General features: G+C 67.7%; 23 protein-coding genes and 1 pseudogene. 19 read left to right on the top strand and 5 right to left on the bottom strand.

From position 1 onward, the window contains the following. Positions 1–37 precede the first annotated feature (37 nt). Positions 38–2,167 (top strand): elongation factor G, encoded by a 2,130-nt coding sequence (gene fusA, locus ABZ441_RS16095; RefSeq protein ID WP_358973546.1) that lies wholly within the window; start codon positions 38–40, stop codon positions 2,165–2,167. Between the two features lie 158 nt (positions 2,168–2,325). Then, complete coding sequence (gene tuf / locus ABZ441_RS16090) at positions 2,326–3,519, top strand: elongation factor Tu (protein ID WP_014154597.1); 1,194 nt, start codon at positions 2,326–2,328, stop codon at positions 3,517–3,519. 402 nt (positions 3,520–3,921) lie between these two features. Here tuf and ABZ441_RS16085 read toward each other — a convergent pair whose 3' ends face one another. Both ABZ441_RS16085 and ABZ441_RS16080 read right to left on the bottom strand, forming a co-directional pair. Then, positions 3,922–5,889, bottom strand: a complete 1,968-nt coding sequence (locus ABZ441_RS16085; protein WP_358973609.1) for a PIG-L family deacetylase — start codon at positions 5,887–5,889, stop codon at positions 3,922–3,924. 283 nt (positions 5,890–6,172) lie between these two features. Continuing rightward, positions 6,173–6,530, bottom strand: a pseudogene (locus tag ABZ441_RS16080) (amidohydrolase family protein); the annotation flags it as partial. On the opposite strand from ABZ441_RS16080, the gene ABZ441_RS16075 reads away from it, so the two are divergent. Both ABZ441_RS16075 and ABZ441_RS16070 read left to right on the top strand, forming a co-directional pair. After that, positions 6,525–6,731, top strand: a complete 207-nt coding sequence (locus tag ABZ441_RS16075) for a hypothetical protein (RefSeq protein WP_358973543.1) — start codon at positions 6,525–6,527, stop codon at positions 6,729–6,731. The pseudogene ABZ441_RS16080 and the gene ABZ441_RS16075 sit on opposite strands and share 6 nt — an antisense overlap. A 149-nt stretch (positions 6,732–6,880) precedes the next feature. Then, positions 6,881–8,065, top strand: a complete 1,185-nt coding sequence (locus tag ABZ441_RS16070) for a hypothetical protein (protein WP_358973540.1) — start codon at positions 6,881–6,883, stop codon at positions 8,063–8,065. Between the two features lie 22 nt (positions 8,066–8,087). On the opposite strand, the gene ABZ441_RS16065 is transcribed toward ABZ441_RS16070, so the two are convergent. From ABZ441_RS16065 to ABZ441_RS16055, 3 genes are read right to left on the bottom strand one after another with little or no spacing between them, the layout of a single operon-like run. Continuing rightward, positions 8,088–8,246, bottom strand: a complete 159-nt coding sequence (locus tag ABZ441_RS16065; RefSeq protein ID WP_358973538.1) for a hypothetical protein — start codon at positions 8,244–8,246, stop codon at positions 8,088–8,090. Positions 8,247–8,295: 49 nt separating this feature from the next. Continuing rightward, on the bottom strand, positions 8,296–8,760 hold the full coding sequence (locus ABZ441_RS16060) for a GNAT family N-acetyltransferase (RefSeq protein WP_358973535.1): 465 nt from the start codon (positions 8,758–8,760) through the stop codon (positions 8,296–8,298). A 12-nt stretch (positions 8,761–8,772) separates the two neighbouring features. After that, the gene (locus ABZ441_RS16055) at positions 8,773–9,645 is read right to left on the bottom strand and encodes a hypothetical protein (RefSeq protein ID WP_358973531.1); all 873 of its coding nucleotides are present in this window, start codon (positions 9,643–9,645) and stop codon (positions 8,773–8,775) included. Between the two features lie 520 nt (positions 9,646–10,165). On the opposite strand from ABZ441_RS16055, the gene rpsJ reads away from it, so the two are divergent. The 15 genes from rpsJ (at position 10,166) to ABZ441_RS15980 (ending at position 16,994) form a co-directional block, all read left to right on the top strand. Beyond that, positions 10,166–10,474, top strand: coding sequence for a 30S ribosomal protein S10 (gene rpsJ / locus ABZ441_RS16050; RefSeq protein WP_003948644.1), 309 nt, complete (start codon positions 10,166–10,168; stop codon positions 10,472–10,474). Between the two features lie 14 nt (positions 10,475–10,488). Further along, positions 10,489–11,133, top strand: coding sequence for a 50S ribosomal protein L3 (gene rplC, locus ABZ441_RS16045; RefSeq protein ID WP_014154591.1), 645 nt, complete (start codon positions 10,489–10,491; stop codon positions 11,131–11,133). A 4-nt stretch (positions 11,134–11,137) separates the two neighbouring features. Then, the gene (gene rplD / locus ABZ441_RS16040; protein WP_358973526.1) at positions 11,138–11,788 is read left to right on the top strand and encodes a 50S ribosomal protein L4; all 651 of its coding nucleotides are present in this window, start codon (positions 11,138–11,140) and stop codon (positions 11,786–11,788) included. Beyond that, positions 11,788–12,111, top strand: coding sequence for a 50S ribosomal protein L23 (gene rplW / locus ABZ441_RS16035; RefSeq protein WP_014154589.1), 324 nt, complete (start codon positions 11,788–11,790; stop codon positions 12,109–12,111). Before rplD ends, rplW begins: the two co-directional genes overlap by 1 nt. A 50-nt stretch (positions 12,112–12,161) precedes the next feature. Beyond that, on the top strand, positions 12,162–12,998 hold the full coding sequence (gene rplB, locus ABZ441_RS16030) for a 50S ribosomal protein L2 (protein ID WP_358973522.1): 837 nt from the start codon (positions 12,162–12,164) through the stop codon (positions 12,996–12,998). A gap of 12 nt (positions 12,999–13,010) precedes the next feature. Then, positions 13,011–13,292 carry a 30S ribosomal protein S19 gene (gene rpsS, locus ABZ441_RS16025; RefSeq protein ID WP_023539342.1) on the top strand — a complete coding sequence of 94 codons (282 nt, stop codon included), beginning with the start codon at positions 13,011–13,013 and terminating at the stop codon, positions 13,290–13,292. Positions 13,293–13,334: 42 nt separating this feature from the next. Further along, positions 13,335–13,682: a 50S ribosomal protein L22 gene (gene rplV, locus ABZ441_RS16020; protein WP_026290933.1), complete on the top strand. Its 348-nt coding sequence runs from the start codon at positions 13,335–13,337 to the stop codon at positions 13,680–13,682. Further along, entirely contained in the window at positions 13,682–14,521 is an 840-nt protein-coding gene (gene rpsC, locus ABZ441_RS16015) for a 30S ribosomal protein S3 (RefSeq protein ID WP_358973519.1), read from the top strand. The genes rplV and rpsC overlap by 1 nt, the downstream gene beginning before the upstream one ends. A gap of 5 nt (positions 14,522–14,526) precedes the next feature. Further along, complete coding sequence (gene rplP, locus ABZ441_RS16010) at positions 14,527–14,946, top strand: 50S ribosomal protein L16 (protein WP_014154587.1); 420 nt, start codon at positions 14,527–14,529, stop codon at positions 14,944–14,946. After that, on the top strand, positions 14,946–15,170 hold the full coding sequence (gene rpmC / locus ABZ441_RS16005) for a 50S ribosomal protein L29 (protein WP_031096372.1): 225 nt from the start codon (positions 14,946–14,948) through the stop codon (positions 15,168–15,170). Before rplP ends, rpmC begins: the two co-directional genes overlap by 1 nt. Next, the gene (gene rpsQ / locus ABZ441_RS16000; RefSeq protein WP_205018351.1) at positions 15,170–15,454 is read left to right on the top strand and encodes a 30S ribosomal protein S17; all 285 of its coding nucleotides are present in this window, start codon (positions 15,170–15,172) and stop codon (positions 15,452–15,454) included. Before rpmC ends, rpsQ begins: the two co-directional genes overlap by 1 nt. 100 nt (positions 15,455–15,554) lie before the next feature. After that, a complete protein-coding gene (rplN, locus tag ABZ441_RS15995; protein ID WP_003966950.1) occupies positions 15,555–15,923 on the top strand; it encodes a 50S ribosomal protein L14 in 369 nt (122 codons plus the stop codon). A gap of 2 nt (positions 15,924–15,925) precedes the next feature. Next, complete coding sequence (gene rplX / locus ABZ441_RS15990) at positions 15,926–16,249, top strand: 50S ribosomal protein L24 (RefSeq protein WP_014047788.1); 324 nt, start codon at positions 15,926–15,928, stop codon at positions 16,247–16,249. Continuing rightward, entirely contained in the window at positions 16,249–16,806 is a 558-nt protein-coding gene (rplE, locus tag ABZ441_RS15985) for a 50S ribosomal protein L5 (protein WP_014047789.1), read from the top strand. Before rplX ends, rplE begins: the two co-directional genes overlap by 1 nt. 2 nt (positions 16,807–16,808) lie before the next feature. Next, the gene (locus ABZ441_RS15980) at positions 16,809–16,994 is read left to right on the top strand and encodes a type Z 30S ribosomal protein S14 (RefSeq protein ID WP_003948630.1); all 186 of its coding nucleotides are present in this window, start codon (positions 16,809–16,811) and stop codon (positions 16,992–16,994) included. The last annotated feature ends 98 nt before the right edge of the window (positions 16,995–17,092 follow it).

Here is a 17,092-nt window from a genome sequence, read left to right as displayed (position 1 = left end):
CGCTACCCCCATCGAGACCGAGAGAAGATTGAGCCTTATGGCCACCACTTCGCTTGACCTGGCCAAGGTCCGCAACATCGGGATCATGGCCCACATCGACGCGGGCAAGACGACCACCACTGAGCGGATCCTCTTCTACACCGGCGTTTCGTACAAGATCGGTGAAGTCCACGACGGCGCAGCCACGATGGACTGGATGGAGCAGGAGCAGGAGCGCGGCATCACGATCACGTCCGCCGCGACGACCTGTCACTGGCCGCTCAATGATGTTGACCACACCATCAACATCATCGACACCCCGGGTCACGTCGACTTCACCGTCGAGGTGGAGCGTTCGCTCCGCGTCCTCGACGGTGCCGTCACCGTGTTCGACGGTGTGGCCGGCGTCGAGCCGCAGTCCGAGACCGTCTGGCGTCAGGCGGACCGCTACGGCGTCCCGCGCATCTGCTTCGTCAACAAGCTCGACCGCACCGGCGCCGAGTTCCACCGCTGCGTCGACATGATCGTCGACCGCCTCGGTGCGGTTCCGCTCGTCATGCAGCTCCCCATCGGTGCCGAAGCCGACTTCAAGGGCGTCGTCGACCTCGTGTCGATGAAGGCCTTCGTGTGGTCGGAAGAGGCCGCCAAGGGCGAGATGTACGACACGGTCGACATCCCCGACACGCACACGGAGGCTGCCGAGGAATGGCGCGGCAAGCTCCTTGAGGCCGTCGCGGAGAACGACGACCAGATGATGGAGCTGTACCTCGAGGGCGTCGAGCCCACCGAGGACCAGCTGCACGAGGCGATCCGTCGGATCACCCTCGCGTCGAAGGGCACGGCCGACTCCGTCACCGTGACCCCCGTCTTCTGTGGCACGGCGTTCAAGAACAAGGGCGTCCAGCCCCTGCTCGACGCGGTCGTCCGCTACCTGCCTTCCCCCCTGGACGTCGAGGCCATCGAGGGCCACGACGTCAAGGACCCGGAGCTGGTCGTCAAGCGCAGGCCTTCGGACGACGAGCCGTTCTCCGGCCTCGCGTTCAAGATCGCGAGCGACCCGCACCTCGGCAAGCTCACCTTCGTCCGGATCTACTCCGGTCGCCTCGAGGCCGGCACCGCGGTGCTGAACTCGGTCAAGGGCAAGAAGGAGCGCATCGGCAAGATCTACCGCATGCACGCGAACAAGCGTGAGGAGATCGCGTCGGTGGGCGCCGGTGACATCGTCGCCGTCATGGGCCTGAAGCAGACCACCACGGGTGAGACGCTGTCCGACGACAAGAACCCGGTGATCCTGGAGTCCATGGACTTCCCGGCTCCGGTCATTCAGGTCGCCATCGAGCCCAAGTCCAAGGGTGACCAGGAGAAGCTGGGTGTCGCCATCCAGCGCCTCTCGGAGGAGGACCCCTCCTTCCAGGTGCACTCCGACGAGGAGACCGGCCAGACCATCATCGGTGGTATGGGCGAGCTTCACCTCGAGGTGCTCGTCGACCGCATGAAGCGCGAGTTCCGCGTCGAGGCGAACGTCGGCAAGCCCCAGGTCGCTTACCGCGAGACGATCCGCAAGACCGTCGAGCGCATCGACTACACGCACAAGAAGCAGACTGGTGGTACCGGCCAGTTCGCGAAGGTGCAGATCGCCCTCGAGCCCATCGAGGGTGGCGACGCCTCCTACGAGTTCGTCAACAAGGTCACCGGTGGCCGCATCCCCCGTGAGTACATTCCCTCGGTGGACGCGGGTGCTCAGGAAGCCATGCAGTTCGGCATCCTGGCCGGTTACGAGATGGTCGGCGTCCGCGTCACCCTTCTCGACGGTGGTTACCACGAGGTCGACTCCTCGGAGCTCGCCTTCAAGATCGCCGGTTCGCAGGCGTTCAAGGAGGGTGCCCGCAAGGCGTCCCCCGTGCTCCTCGAGCCGATGATGGCCGTCGAGGTCACCACGCCCGAGGACTACATGGGCGATGTCATCGGCGACCTCAACTCCCGCCGTGGCCAGATCCAGGCCATGGAGGAGCGCAGCGGCGCTCGCGTCGTGAAGGGCCTCGTGCCCCTCTCGGAGATGTTCGGCTACGTCGGAGACCTCCGCAGCAAGACCTCGGGTCGCGCAAGCTACTCGATGCAGTTCGACTCCTACGCCGAGGTTCCGCGGAACGTCGCCGAGGAGATCATCGCGAAGGCCAAGGGCGAGTAACTCTTCCGAGCTCACGCTTTAGGCTTGTCACCGGAGCCTGGTCGGGCATTCGTCGCAGTGCGCAAGCAGTACGGCGAATGCCTCCGGCACCGGCATTCCAGCAAAGATCACCTGGCGCCGATGAAGCAAGGCGTACAGAACCACTCAGGAGGACCCCAGTGGCGAAGGCAAAGTTCGAGCGGACTAAGCCGCACGTCAACATCGGCACCATCGGTCACATTGACCACGGTAAGACGACCCTCACGGCCGCCATTACCAAGGTGCTGCACGACGCGTACCCGGACCTGAACGAGGCCTCGGCCTTCGACCAGATCGACAAGGCTCCTGAGGAGCGTCAGCGCGGTATCACGATCTCGATCGCGCACGTCGAGTACCAGACGGAGTCGCGTCACTACGCGCACGTCGACTGCCCGGGTCACGCCGACTACATCAAGAACATGATCACGGGTGCGGCGCAGATGGACGGCGCCATCCTCGTGGTCGCGGCCACCGACGGCCCGATGCCGCAGACCAAGGAGCACGTGCTCCTGGCCCGCCAGGTAGGCGTGCCGTACATCGTCGTCGCGCTGAACAAGGCCGACATGGTGGACGACGAGGAGATCCTGGAGCTCGTCGAGCTCGAGGTTCGTGAGCTCCTCTCCGAGTACGAGTTCCCGGGCGACGACCTTCCGGTCGTCAAGGTCTCGGCGCTCAAGGCCCTCGAGGGCGACGCCGAGTGGGGCAAGACCGTTCTCGACCTGATGAAGGCCGTGGACGAGAACATCCCGCAGCCCGAGCGTGACGTCGAGAAGCCGTTCCTCATGCCGATCGAGGACGTCTTCACGATCACCGGTCGCGGTACGGTCGTCACCGGCCGCATCGAGCGTGGTGTCCTCAAGGTCAACGAGACCGTTGACATCGTGGGCATCAAGCAGGAGAAGACCACCACCACGGTCACCGGCATCGAGATGTTCCGCAAGCTGCTCGACGAGGGCCAGGCCGGTGAGAACGTCGGTCTGCTCCTCCGTGGCATCAAGCGCGAGGACGTCGAGCGCGGCCAGGTCATCATCAAGCCGGGTTCGGTCACGCCGCACACCGAGTTCCAGGCCCAGGCCTACATCCTGTCGAAGGACGAGGGTGGCCGTCACACCCCCTTCTTCAACAACTACCGCCCGCAGTTCTACTTCCGTACCACGGACGTGACGGGCGTTGTGACCCTTCCCGAGGGCACCGAGATGGTCATGCCGGGTGACAACACCCTCATGGACGTCGCGCTGATCCAGCCGGTCGCCATGGAAGAGGGCCTGAAGTTCGCCATCCGTGAGGGTGGCCGGACCGTGGGCGCCGGCCAGGTCACCAAGATCGTCAAGTAATCACCTGACTGTCTGACCTGGTTGCTCCTCACTGAGCACCAAGAAGGGCCCCGCACCTCGCGAGAGGTGCGGGGCCCTTCGGCATGTGCGGCGCGTGTCCGCGGAGATGGCGGACGTCATCCGCGGGGTCGCCGGGGGAGGGCGGGTGACCGACCCCAGGATGCGGGACGCCCTGTGCCGGAGCCAGCCCGCTCAACGACGGCGAGGAGGCACTGCGGCTGACCGCCTCCGGTTCCCATGCGCGAGAGATCGCCGCCGACCTCCTCCTGAGCCTGGGTACCGTACGCAACCGGCTGTCCCCCGTCGTCGGCCAACTGCCCGATCGCATCCTGGTCGACGCGGTCCGGATCGCCGAGCCACGGCCGGCTGCAGCCGCGCCGACGAGTCCGCCCGGGTGCCCTTCTACGGCCGCCAGGCGAAGGGCAGCGCGTCCGAGCCCAGGCCCACCACCACCGGACGCCCGTCGTCGCCGAGCCGGAGCGTGGCCCCGTCCAGTGCGACGGGCCCCTGCGAGCGCCGGGACAACCGCGCGCCCGTCAGGACCTGGAGCAGTCCCTCGGCGGTGCGGCCGAGGAGGGTGGGGCCGGCGGCGGCCAGCTCTCCGTACCCGTCGAAGCCGGCGAGGTCCGAGGCCACCCCGTCCCGTACAGCCGTCGTCACCGCCCGCGCCTGCGCCCGGTAGAACAGGTACACGGAACCGTCGGCCGCGGGCAGCCCGGCGGGTGCGTCACCCGGCACGGGTCCGGCACCGATCTGCGTCCTGGCGGTGAGCTCCGAGCCCGGCGCTTCCTGGGTCCAGTGGTGCACGGCGTGATGACCGGCCGCGTGGACGTGGACGCGGCCGGCGCGGTCCACCACGGCGCTCAGGCCGTCCTGCACCTCCCCGCCGCCCATGTCGCGCCACTCGCCCCACGTCCTGTCCGCTTCACGCACCCGGGTGCTGACGCCCTTCCCCGCGTTGCGCACGAAGAGGTGGATCCTGCCGTCCGGTGCCGTCACGGCGACGGGTACACCGATGCGGCGTCCGTCGTCCCGGCCCGGGGAGGGGTTGCCGAGACCCCGCCAGGCGAGGAAGCCGCCGCCGGGAGCGGTCTGTTCCAGCAGCACGATCTCGCGCTCGTTGTCCGACCCGTGCCCACGGAGTGCCGCGAAACGCAGCCCGAACAGCAGCAGGGTGCCGTCGCCCGCGGTGGCCGACCCCAGCGCCGGGGCGAGCGGACCGCCCCCGAGGTCGACCGGCGGGCCCCACACCCCGCCCGCCGGCTCGGTCTCGCGCCACCGGACCAGGCGGAGCCCCACCACGGCATAGGCGTCGAGCCGGCCGCCGGGCCCGGCGGTGACGACGGTGCGGTCGCCCGGATAACGGTGGCGGGTGGAGCGGACCCAGCCCTTCCTGTTGGTCAGCGGCCGTTCACCGCCCACGTTGTAGTCCCCGCAGCCCGACCGGTTGCCACAGTCCCAGCCGGGCGAACCGCCGTAGGGGACAAGATGGGCGGCCTTCTCCGCGAGCACGGCCGTCGGGAGGTTCTTGGGCCAGTGCCGGTTGTAGTACCCGCGGAACGAGGTGACCGCGAAGCCCGGCACCTGGCCGCCGTCACGCGTGCTCCTTGCGACCCAGCGGATCATCGCCGCCCAGGCGAAGCAGGCGGCGGCCGTGTGGTCCGCGTGGTCCGAGTAGCCGGGCTGTTCGCTGTCCTGGCGCCGGACGGCCTCGGTGCTGTGCTGGACGTCCGGATCGGGGTCCAGGGTGTGTACGACGGTCGGCCGGTTGCGCTCCAGCAGCCCGACGAGGACGTCGACGAGACCGTCGTACGTGTACGTGCCCGGGCGGTCCAGGGGGGAGCCCTCGGCGACGACCGTGCGGAGGGTCAGCCGTCGGTCGTGCCACAGGCTGGGCAGCCCGAGGCGGTGACGGGTGGTGTGCATAGCCGTGTTGACGAAGACCAGCTCGACCCTGCGGCCCCCGGCGCCCAGGGTGTTGACCTCGGCCCGGTGCCCGTCGGCGAGCTGGGCGACGGATATCTCCCAGGGGGTGAACTTGTCCAGGCCGAGTAGCGTCGCGTAGGCCTGCCGCAGCCCCTGGTGGCGCGCGGACGAGTATGCCGCCTTGTCCGGTGCGGGGCGGGGGCGGCCGGGGATCTTGTTGAGGCCGTCGGCCTCGCCCGCTGTGAGGTACACGCAGACCAGCGGTGCTCCGGCGTCGAGGGCGCGCCGGGTGTCCGGGTTCATGAAGTACAGGTCGTCGTCCGGGTGCGCGAGTATCTGCATCAGCAGCGCCCGCCGCGCGGTGCTGATGGGCATGCCGGGTGCGGGATTCGGTGCGGGGTCCGACCGCCGGGGCGCCGGGACCGAGCAGGCGCTGAGCGTCATCCCGGCGACGGCCGTGGTGACGACGGTGCGTCGTAGCACGCCGTTTCCGGGCAGGGCAGATTGATCCGTCACGCCACGCACTCCGTCCGCGTCCCCCGCAGCGGGCGGGCCGGTGCCCTGAGCTGCGTACTGTCGGTCATCGCAGGTCAGGGTTGTGCGCCTGCTCCTGCGGAGGGATAGACGGGGATCCGGGCGGACGGGTTGCCCGGCCCGCGCGGCGCTCAGGCGGTGGTCCCCGGAGGGGCCGGGTCCGGTTGCCTGGGCCGGCCGGTCGGCGCGCCGGTCAGGCTACGAGCCGGGTGAGCGTGCCGCGACGCCGGACCGCGCGGAGGTTGAGGGTGTCGGCGATGGCGGTGGTCGGGTCGCCGTCCACCAGGAGCAGGTCTGCGCGGAGCGCCTCGGCGATGCGGCCGCGGTCCGACAGGCCGAAACGGCGTGCCGGGGTGAGAGTGGCAGCGCGCAGGGTCTCGTTCCACGCGGGGGTCAGACGTGAGCCGACGCGCGGGTCGTCGGCGAGGTCTGAACCGCTGATGCCCGTCATCGAGGCGTTCAGGACGACACAGGGGGCGACGAACGCGCCGGGAGGCGGCGATGAGGCCGATGATCTCGTCGGTGTGCGGCTGGTCCATGAACAGGTGACTGCATCACCCTTCTCGGCCACTTCCGCCGTCCAGCAGCGGCAGGCCTCCGAGCACATCACCCGTGACTGGCCCACGGCCGAACGCGTCGAATGCGCACGCCTGCTCCTGAAGTACCCCGACGCCACGGTCCAACGCCCCACGCCGGGCAGCGAGGACGGCCCCGTCGCCGCGCCGCGCCGCGCCGTGACGTACGTGCCGTGACTTCTTCCCCTTCGGCCGCTCCTGCCGCGAGCTGTTCAGGGCGTGTGGCATCACATGATCGTCACTGTTCGCTTCGCACTCTTGTTTGAACACCGCCCGGCAGCGTGAACTGGTGGTGGCAGAGTCGCGTGGGGGAGTGGAACAGAACAGTGAGCACCAGAACGCCGGCAGGAGAACCGTCGGACCACCCGGACGAGGGGGGCCTTGTCTCCGACGAACAGTGGGCGGAACTCGTCCGGCAGGCCGAGAGCGGCGCAGGTGACGCGCCGAAGGAGCCCTCGGCCCGTGCCCGGATGGTCACCGCGCGCCTGCGCGCGCTGGACGAGGAGGCCGCCGCGAGCGGGCGGCGCTTCGGCCGGAAGCGCAAGACCGCCGAGCCGTGGCAGCCGGACGGGTGGCGCACCGGCCCGGCCTGGCAGGAGATGAACGGCCGTTCCCGGAAGCGGCGGCGTCTCGCCGGTTTCCTCGGGTTCGTCCTGGTCATGGGGGTCCTGGCGGTCGCCATGCGGCCGAGCCTGCTGACCGACCACCTCCCCGGAGGCGCCGGCTCCGTGGACATCTCGCCGCTGCCGGCCGAGACCGCGCCGCCGACCGCCGCACCGGACGACGAGTCCGGTCGGGACCGGCCGACCACGGCACAGCCCTTCCGGGGTTCGCCCGCCGTCCGCTGGGCGGACGGGGCAGCGGGGATCGAGGTCCCGGAGGCCGAGGCGGTCGGGGGGATGAGCAAGGACGAGGTCGAACAGGCCCTGAGGGCGACCCGGCAGTTCCTCGTCGCGGCCAATCTCGATCCGGCCACCCTGCGCGGGGAGACGCCCGAGGAGGCGCTGGACCTGCTCGACCCCTTGCAGGAGGGGGAGCGGAAGCGACTGGAAGAGTCCCTGGCGGAACCCGGTGAGGAACGGGACCCCTTGATGATGTTCAGCCGGTTCGACCCGGACGAGATCCGGCTGGTGGGAGATGTCGTCAAGACCCGTGGGCGGATGAGCTTCGAAGCGGGCCCCACGGGCTCCGTGGAGGTCAAGGCCGATTACACCTTCGTCTACCCGCTCGTGAGGGTGGGCGAGGACGAGGTGGCGCGCACCATCGTGAGGCGCGAGCTGACGGTGGCGCTGCACGACCCGGAGAAGTTCGTGGCGACGTCCGGCAAGCTCTCCGTGGTCAATTCCCAGCAGAACTTCGGCAACACCGCCTGCGAGCGCAACGACGGCTTCCTCCACCCGTCCTTCCCGGACGACGGCCCGGGCCCCAGCTCCAACGGGCCTGATGTGGACCCCTACAACCGCAGCGAGTGGCAGCCCGACGGGGAGTGCGGCACGGTCACCCGTACGTGAGGGGTCAGACGGCTCCCGCCCGTCACGTCAGCGCTCGGTGAAGATCTTTTCGACCGAGGGAGGCGGTGACGGCACGGCTGGGCCACCGGCCCGGGAGCTCCGTGTCGCCGTAGCCGGTGACCTTCTCGCGGGCCTCGGCGGGGACGTCGACACCGCGCAGCGTGATTGTCGCGGCGACCATGTGCCGACGGCTCACCACACGAGGTCGAGTCCGGCTCCTGCGCCCGGGGTCAGGACCCGGTACGGGGCAGGCGGACCATGAAGACGTCCACCGGGTCCTCCCGCTCCAGGGTGAAGCCGTGCCGCTCGTACAGGCTGCGGGCGGCGCTGCCCTGCAGGACGTTGAGCCGGACAGGCACGCCCTCGGCATCGGTGCGGGCCAGGAGGCCGGCCAGGACGGCCGTGCCGATGCCCCTGCCGTGGAGCTCCGGCGCGAGGTGGAAGTGCTCCAGCCACCAGCCGTCCTCGGAGGGCCGCAGTGCGACGCATCCCACGACGTGTCCGTCCGCCTCCACCACGGAGGTGTGCTCGGGGACGTAGGCGTCACGCAGCCGCTGCCGCACCCGGTGCTCGTCGTACCGGCCCAGGCGCTCCAGGTCGGGGCGCATCGCCATGGCCCGGATCTCGGCCATGGGCTCGATGTCCTCGAAGGTGGCCGGCCGCAGGCTCCAGCCCTGGAGGGTGCTCGTGGACATGGCCGGATTCTGTCAGGCGTCCGCGAACAGTTCCTCGGCCGTTTCCGCGGTGAGTGCCCGCGCCAGCCAGCGGGCCAGAGTGTCGGTGTCCGTGCACGCGTCGATTCGGGCCCTGACGCCGTCCGCGACGGCGATACCGCGCTGTTCCAGTACCTGGACCACCGCCTCCGCCTTGCCTTCCGCCTTGCCTTCCGCCCGCAGTCGCTGTGAGGACTCCGAGCGGAAGAACGAGAGGTCGATGGCCATGAGGTTCCTCCAGATCTGGGCGGCCGGGGTGTTGCCCAGCCCGAGTTCGGTGAGCTCGCTGAAGATGATCGCGGTCTCTTCGTCGACGGTCTTCAGAGCGGTGGCCAGCGCTTCGAGTATGGCAGCCGCATTCGGATCCTTACCATGTGTAATCGCCGAGAAAGCGGCGAGTGGGACATCCTGTGCCGCCACTGATGGATCGGTCACGGCCGGGACGTTGTGGGGACCCAGCGCCAGGGGGCGCACGGTGAGCGACGGCCATTCCGGAGGGCCGATCCGGATGGGGCGGGCGGCCCACCGAGCCGTCGACTCGTCCTGGCAGACGACGAGCAGTACGGGATCGATGCCGTACTTGGCATGGAGGTGGGCGAGGTAGTACGTCCAACTGCTGGACTTGGCCGGGTCCTTCCGGCCTTGGGACTCGACGGCCAGGAGATAGGGCCTGCCGTCGGCGGTCTCCACTCTCAGCAGGGTGTCGAGGCGGCGTTCCAGCGGCTGGGTCTCGGTCAGGTCGGTGGTCAGCACCGACACCTCGACGGTCCCGGGGAACGGGATGCCCAAGGTTCTGAATGTCCGTGTGAAGATGCCCGGCTCTTCCTGGAAGATCCGGTGCATCGCTTCGTGCGACGAATTGACCATGGCCCGGACGCTAGGGCCGGCATCCCCCTGGCATATGCCGTGGACTGAAACCTCACCCCATCCACGGATACGTCGAACAGGCTCGCGACCCCGGTCCGGAGGAAGATCGCGGACCGTCGCGCGGGCGCCTGCGTTTGACCGGTCCCTCGCAGGGGGTAAGATCCCGGACCCGATTGGCCAGGCCCCGGAGCCGTATGGCACACTGGCCAGGTTGCTCGGTTGAGTGTCAATGCTGCGCGCCTCCCGCCGGGAGGACCGGAAGCGAGTCCCACAGTACTCGTCGACCCCCAGGGTCGGACGTACGGGAATCTTCCGGGAAGTGTCAGTGGGGTACTGACCAGGCACCCGGTGGGGTTTCGCCCCCGGCAGCGCGGTTTCGGCCCGCACCCCCTTGGTTGGGAAATCCTTCGGGAGATCTTCGTAGAGGGGATGCGACACGCCCGACCGCGTGGGTCGGAGGCGGAGGTTACGAGAACTCCCGGGTTCCAGAGCGTTATGAGAGACAGGACTACTAGTAGCCATGGCGGGACAGAAGATCCGCATCCGGCTCAAGGCCTACGACCACGAGGTCATCGACTCCTCGGCGAAGAAGATCGTCGAGACGGTGACCCGCACTGGTGCGTCGGTCGCAGGCCCGGTGCCGCTGCCCACTGAGAAGAACGTGTACTGCGTCATCAAGTCGCCGCACAAGTACAAGGACTCTCGCGAGCACTTCGAGATGCGCACGCACAAGCGCCTCATCGACATTCTCGACCCCACCCCGAAGACGGTTGACTCGCTGATGCGTCTCGACCTGCCGGCTGGCGTCGACATCGAGATCAAGCTCTGAAGGGACGGGCCGAGATGAGCAAGAACATCAAGGGCGTCCTGGGCGAGAAGCTCGGCATGACCCAGGTCTGGGACGAGAACAACCGGGTTGTCCCGGTGACCGTCGTCAAGGCTGGTCCGTGCGTCGTGACGCAGGTCCGTACGAACGACAGCGACGGCTACGAGTCGGTCCAGATCGCCTTCGGCGAGATCGACCCGCGCAAGGTGAACAAGCCCCTCAAGGGCCACTTCGCCAAGGCTGACGTGACCCCGCGCCGCCACCTGGTGGAGCTCCGCACCCCTGACGCCAGCGAGTACACGCTGGGCCAGGAGGTCACTGCCGAGGTGTTCGAGTCCGGCGTCAAGGTTGACGTCACGGGCAAGAGCAAGGGCAAGGGCTTCGCCGGTGTCATGAAGCGTCACAACTTCAAGGGCCTCGGCGCCGGCCACGGCGTCCAGCGCAAGCACCGTTCCCCCGGTTCGATCGGTGGCTGCGCCACCCCTGGGCGTGTCTTCAAGGGCATGCGCATGGCCGGTCGTATGGGTAACGAGCGCGTCACCACCCAGAACCTGACCATCCACGCGGTTGACGCGGAGAAGGGTCTGCTGCTCATCAAGGGCGCAGTCCCCGGTCCGAACGGCGGCCTCGTCCTGGTCCGTACCGCGGCCAAGGGGGCTTGAGGTAATGAGCACCATTGACATCCTTTCGCCGGCAGGCGACAAGGCCGGTACCGTCGAGCTCCCCGCGGAGATCTTCGACGCGAAGACCAGCGTTCCGCTGATCCACCAGGTCGTTGTCGCACAGCTGGCAGCTGCCCGTCAGGGCACGCACAAGACCAAGCGTCGTGGCGAAGTCCGTGGTGGTGGCCGCAAGCCGTACCGCCAGAAGGGCACCGGCCGCGCCCGCCAGGGTTCGACCCGCGCACCGCAGTTCGTCGGCGGTGGCGTCGTCCACGGCCCGCAGCCGCGTGACTACTCGCAGCGCACCCCGAAGAAGATGAAGGCCGCCGCTCTGCGCGGTGCCCTCTCGGACCGGGCACGTCACTCCCGCATCCACGTCGTCACCGGCGTGGTCGAGGGTGGGGTCTCCACCAAGGCCGCCAAGTCGCTGTTCGGCAAGATCTCGGAGCGCAGCAACCTGCTCCTGGTCGTCGACCGCGCCGACGAGGCCGCGTGGCTGTCCGCGCGCAACCTGCCCCAGGTGCACATCCTGGAGCCGGGCCAGCTGAACACGTACGACGTGATCGTCTCTGACGACGTGGTCTTCACCCAGGCCGCTTTCGAGTCCTTCGTGTCTGGCCCCCAGACCGCTGAGACCGAAGGGAGCGCCGCCTGATGAGTGAGGCGACCGTTACCAGCAAGACCTACTCGGACCCGCGTGACGTTCTCGTCAAGCCGGTTGTCTCCGAGAAGAGCTACGCGCTGCTCGACGAGAACAAGTACACCTTCATCGTCGCGCCCGGCTCCAACAAGACCCAGATCAAGCAGGCCGTGGAAGCGGTCTTCTCGGTCAAGGTCACCGGGGTCAACACGATCAACCGGCAGGGTAAGCGCAAGCGCACCAAGACCGGTTTCGGCAAGCGCGCCGACACGAAGCGCGCCATCGTGACCCTCGCCGAGGGCGACCGTATCGACATCTTCGGCGGCCCGACCTCCTGACGGAGGTCGAGACGTCCAGGATCCGGAATTCTTCCGAGGACTGAGAGACAATGGGTATCCGCAAGTACAAGCCGACGACCCCGGGCCGTCGTGGCTCCAGCGTCGCCGACTTTGTCGAGATCACGCGGTCCACGCCGGAGAAGTCGCTGGTCCGCCCCCTGCACAGCAAGGGCGGCCGTAACAACGCCGGTCGTGTGACCGTTCGCCACCAGGGCGGTGGCCACAAGCGCGCCTACCGAGTGATCGACTTCCGTCGTCACGACAAGGACGGCGTGCCGGCCAAGGTCGCGCACATCGAGTACGACCCGAACCGCACCGCGCGCATCGCGCTGCTGCACTACGCGGACGGCGAGAAGCGTTACATCGTCGCCCCCCGTGGTCTGTCGCAGGGTGACCGCGTCGAGAACGGTCCGACCGCAGACATCAAGCCGGGCAACAACCTGGCGCTGCGCAACATCCCGGTCGGTACGACCCTCCACGCCATCGAGCTGCGGCCCGGCGGCGGCGCGAAGTTCGCCCGTTCCGCGGGTGCCTCCGTGCAGCTGCTGGCGAAGGAGGGCACGATGGCCCACCTTCGTATGCCGTCCGGAGAGATCCGGCTGGTCGACGCCCGCTGCCGCGCCACGATCGGCGAGGTCGGCAACGCCGAGCAGTCGAACATCAACTGGGGCAAGGCCGGCCGTATGCGCTGGAAGGGCGTTCGCCCGACCGTCCGCGGTGTCGCGATGAACCCGGTTGACCACCCGCACGGTGGTGGTGAAGGCAAGACCTCCGGTGGACGTCACCCGGTCTCGCCGTGGGGTCAGAAGGAGGGTCGTACTCGCTCGCCGAAGAAGGCATCGAGCAAGTACATCGTCCGCCGCCGCAAGACGAACAAGAAGCGCTAGGAGCGGGTTTAGATGCCGCGCAGTCTCAAGAAGGGGCCCTTCGTCGACGGCCACCTCATCAAGAAGGTGGACGTACAGAACGAGGCAGGCACCAAGAACGTCATCAAGACCTGGTCCCGTCGCTCGATGATCATCCCGGCCATGCTGGGTCACACCATCGCGGTGCACAACGGCAAGATCCACGTCCCGGTGTTCGTCACCGAGTCGATGGTCGGCCACAAGCTCGGCGAGTTCTCGCCGACTCGCACCTTCCGCGGCCACGTCAAGGACGACCGGAAGTCGAAGCGCCGCTAGCGCGGGGTGGAAACGACTATGACTTACACCGAAGGGACAACCATGGAAGCCAGGGCCCAGGCGCGGTACATCCGCGTCACGCCCATGAAGGCCCGCCGAGTGGTGGACCTCATCCGTGGCATGGATGCCACGGAGGCTCAGGCGGTCCTGCGTTTCGCCCCGCAGGCCGCGAGCGTGCCGGTTGGCAAGGTGCTTGACAGCGCCATCGCCAACGCTGCACACAACTACGACCACCCTGACGCCTCTTCGCTGGTCATCAGCGAGGCGTACGTGGACGAGGGCCCGACCCTGAAGCGGTTCCGTCCGCGTGCTCAGGGCCGTGCCTACCGGATCCGTAAGCGGACCAGCCACATCACCGTGGTCGTCAGCAGCAAGGAAGGAACCCGGTAATGGGCCAGAAGGTAAACCCGCACGGGTTCCGGCTCGGCATTACCACGGACTTCAAGTCCCGTTGGTACGCCGACAAGCTGTACAAGGACTACGTCAAGGAAGACGTCGCCATTCGTCGCATGATGACGAAGGGCATGGAGCGGGCCGGCATCTCGAAGGTCGAGATCGAGCGCACCCGCGACCGCGTCCGCGTTGACATCCACACCGCCCGCCCGGGCATCGTCATCGGCCGCCGTGGCGCCGAGGCCGACCGCATCCGTGGCGAGCTGGAGAAGCTGACCGGCAAGCAGGTCCAGCTGAACATCCTCGAGGTCAAGAACCCCGAGGTGGACGCTCAGCTGGTGGCCCAGGCCGTCGCCGAGCAGCTCTCCTCCCGCGTCTCCTTCCGTCGTGCCATGCGTAAGAGCATGCAGAGCACGATGAAGGCCGGCGCCAAGGGCATCAAGATCCAGTGCGGTGGCCGCCTCGGCGGCGCCGAGATGTCCCGCTCGGAGTTCTACCGCGAGGGCCGCGTGCCCCTGCACACGCTCCGTGCGAACGTCGACTACGGCTTCTTCGAGGCCAAGACGACCTTCGGCCGCATCGGCGTGAAGGTCTGGATCTACAAGGGCGACGTCAAGAACATCGCCGAGGTCCGCGCCGAGAACGCAGCGGCTCGCGCCGGCAACCGTCCGGCCCGTGGCGGCGCTGACCGCCCGGCCGGCCGTGGTGGCCGTGGTGGCGAGCGTGGCGGTCGCGGCGGCCGCAAGCCGCAGCAGTCCGCGCCGGCAGCCGAGGCCCCCAAGGCCGACGCTCCCGCCGCCGCTGCTCCGGCTGAGAGCACCGGAACGGAGGCCTGACCGAAATGCTGATCCCCCGTAGGGTCAAGCACCGCAAGCAGCACCACCCGAAGCGCAGCGGTATGTCCAAGGGTGGCACGCAGGTTGCGTTCGGCGAGTACGGCATCCAGGCGCTGTCCCCGGCGTACGTGACGAACCGCCAGATCGAGGCAGCTCGTATCGCGATGACCCGCCACATCAAGCGTGGCGGCAAGGTCTGGATCAACATCTACCCGGACCGCCCCCTGACGAAGAAGCCTGCCGAGACCCGCATGGGTTCCGGTAAGGGTTCTCCCGAGTGGTGGATCGCGAACGTCAAGCCCGGTCGGGTGATGTTCGAGCTGTCCTACCCGAACGAGAAGATTGCTCGTGAGGCGCTCACCCGCGCTGCTCACAAGCTTCCGATGAAGTGCCGGATCGTTCGGCGCGAGGCAGGTGAGTCGTGATGTCGGCCGGTACCAAGGCGTCCGAGCTGCGCGAGCTGGGCAACGAGGAGCTCCTCAACAAGCTCCGCGAGGCCAAGGAAGAGCTGTTCAACCTCCGCTTCCAGGCGGCGACCGGACAGCTCGAGAACCACGGTCGGCTCAAGTCCGTCCGTAAGGACATCGCCCGGGTCTACACCCTGATGCGCGAGCGCGAGCTGGGCATCGAGACGGTGGAGAGCGTCTGATGAGCGAGAAGACTGTGACTGAGACCAAGACTGACCGCGGTTTCCGCAAGACCCGTGAGGGTCTCGTCGTCAGCGACAAGATGGACAAGACCGTCGTCGTCGCTGTCGAGGACCGCGTCAAGCACGCGCTGTACGGCAAGGTCATCCGCCGTACGAACAAGCTCAAGGCCCACGACGAGCAGAACGCTGCAGGCGTCGGCGACCGCGTTGTCATCATGGAGACGCGTCCGCTGTCCGCCACGAAGCGCTGGCGCATCGTCGAGATCCTCGAGAAGGCCAAGTAATCCCTGAGGGAATCTCCCTTCAGGACAGTTCCGCCAGGCTCGGCGGGGGCTCCTTCACCGGAGCCCCCGCCGGGAACCGGCAGACGATCAGGAGATAGACGTGATCCAGCAGGAGTCGCGACTGCGCGTCGCCGACAACACGGGTGCGAAGGAAATTCTCACCATCCGTGTTCTCGGTGGCTCGGGTCGCCGCTACGCGGGTATCGGTGACGTCATCGTCGCCACCGTCAAGGACGCGATCCCCGGTGGCAACGTGAAGAAGGGTGACGTCGTCAAGGCCGTCATCGTTCGCACCGTCAAGGAGCGTCGTCGTCAGGATGGCTCGTACATCCGCTTCGACGAGAACGCCGCTGTCATTCTCAAGAACGACGGCGACCCCCGCGGCACCCGCATCTTCGGCCCGGTGGGCCGAGAGCTGCGCGAGAAGAAGTTCATGAAGATCATCTCGCTCGCGCCGGAGGTGCTGTAAGCATGAAGATCAAGAAGGGCGACCTGGTTCAGGTCATCACCGGTAAGGACAAGGGCAAGCAGGGCAAGGTCATCGTTGCCTTCCCCGCTCAGGACCGCGTCCTCGTCGAGGGTGTCAACCGGGTCAAGAAGCACACCAAGGCCGGTCAGACGGCTCGCGGTTCGCAGACGGGTGGCATTGTCACCACCGAGGCCCCGATCCACGTCAGCAATGTTCAGCTGGTTGTGGAGAAGGACGGCAACAAGGTCGTCACCCGCGTCGGCTACCGCTTCGACGACGAGGGCAAGAAGATCCGCGTTGCCAAGCGGACCGGTGAGGACATCTGATGACGACCACCACTGCGCCGCGTCTCAAGACGCGCTACCGCGAGGAAATCGCCGGCAAGCTGCGTGAGGAGTTCTCGTACGAGAACGTCATGCAGGTCCCCGGTCTGGTCAAGATCGTGGTCAACATGGGTGTGGGCGACGCCGCCCGCGACTCCAAGCTGATCGACGGTGCCGTCAGGGACCTCACCACGATCACGGGCCAGAAGCCGGCCGTCACGAAGGCCCGCAAGTCGATCGCGCAGTTCAAGCTGCGCGAGGGGCAGCCGATCGGCTGCCACGTCACCCTCCGTGGTGACCGCATGTGGGAGTTCCTGGACCGTACGCTGTCGCTCGCGCTTCCGCGTATCCGTGACTTCCGTGGCCTGTCGCCGAAGCAGTTCGACGGCCGTGGCAACTACACCTTCGGTCTCACGGAGCAGGTCATGTTCCACGAGATCGACCAGGACAAGATCGACCGGGTCCGGGGCATGGACATCACCGTGGTCACCACGGCGACCAACGACGACGAGGGTCGTGCCCTGCTTCGTCACCTCGGCTTCCCGTTCAAGGAGAACTGACCGTGGCGAAGAAGGCTCTGATCGCTAAGGCCGCCCGTAAGCCGAAGTTCGGCGTGCGCGGGTACACCCGCTGCCAGCGCTGCGGCCGGCCCCACTCCGTCTACCGCAAGTTCGGCCTGTGCCGCGTGTGCCTTCGTGAGATGGCTCACCGTGGCGAGCTGCCGGGCGTGACCAAGAGCTCCTGGTAGTTCTCCTCCGCCTCCGGGCGAAGGGAAACCAGAAGCTCTCGGTAAGTATCCGGTCGGCAGGAGCCCCGCTCTTCATGCCGTAGGCTAGAAGGGTTGGG

The organism is Streptomyces sp. NPDC005752 (assembly GCF_040630715.1).
In the GTDB taxonomy this organism is placed as follows: Bacteria; Actinomycetota; Actinomycetes; order Streptomycetales; family Streptomycetaceae; genus Streptomyces.
This window is presented reverse-complemented; position numbering and strand designations above follow the sequence as displayed.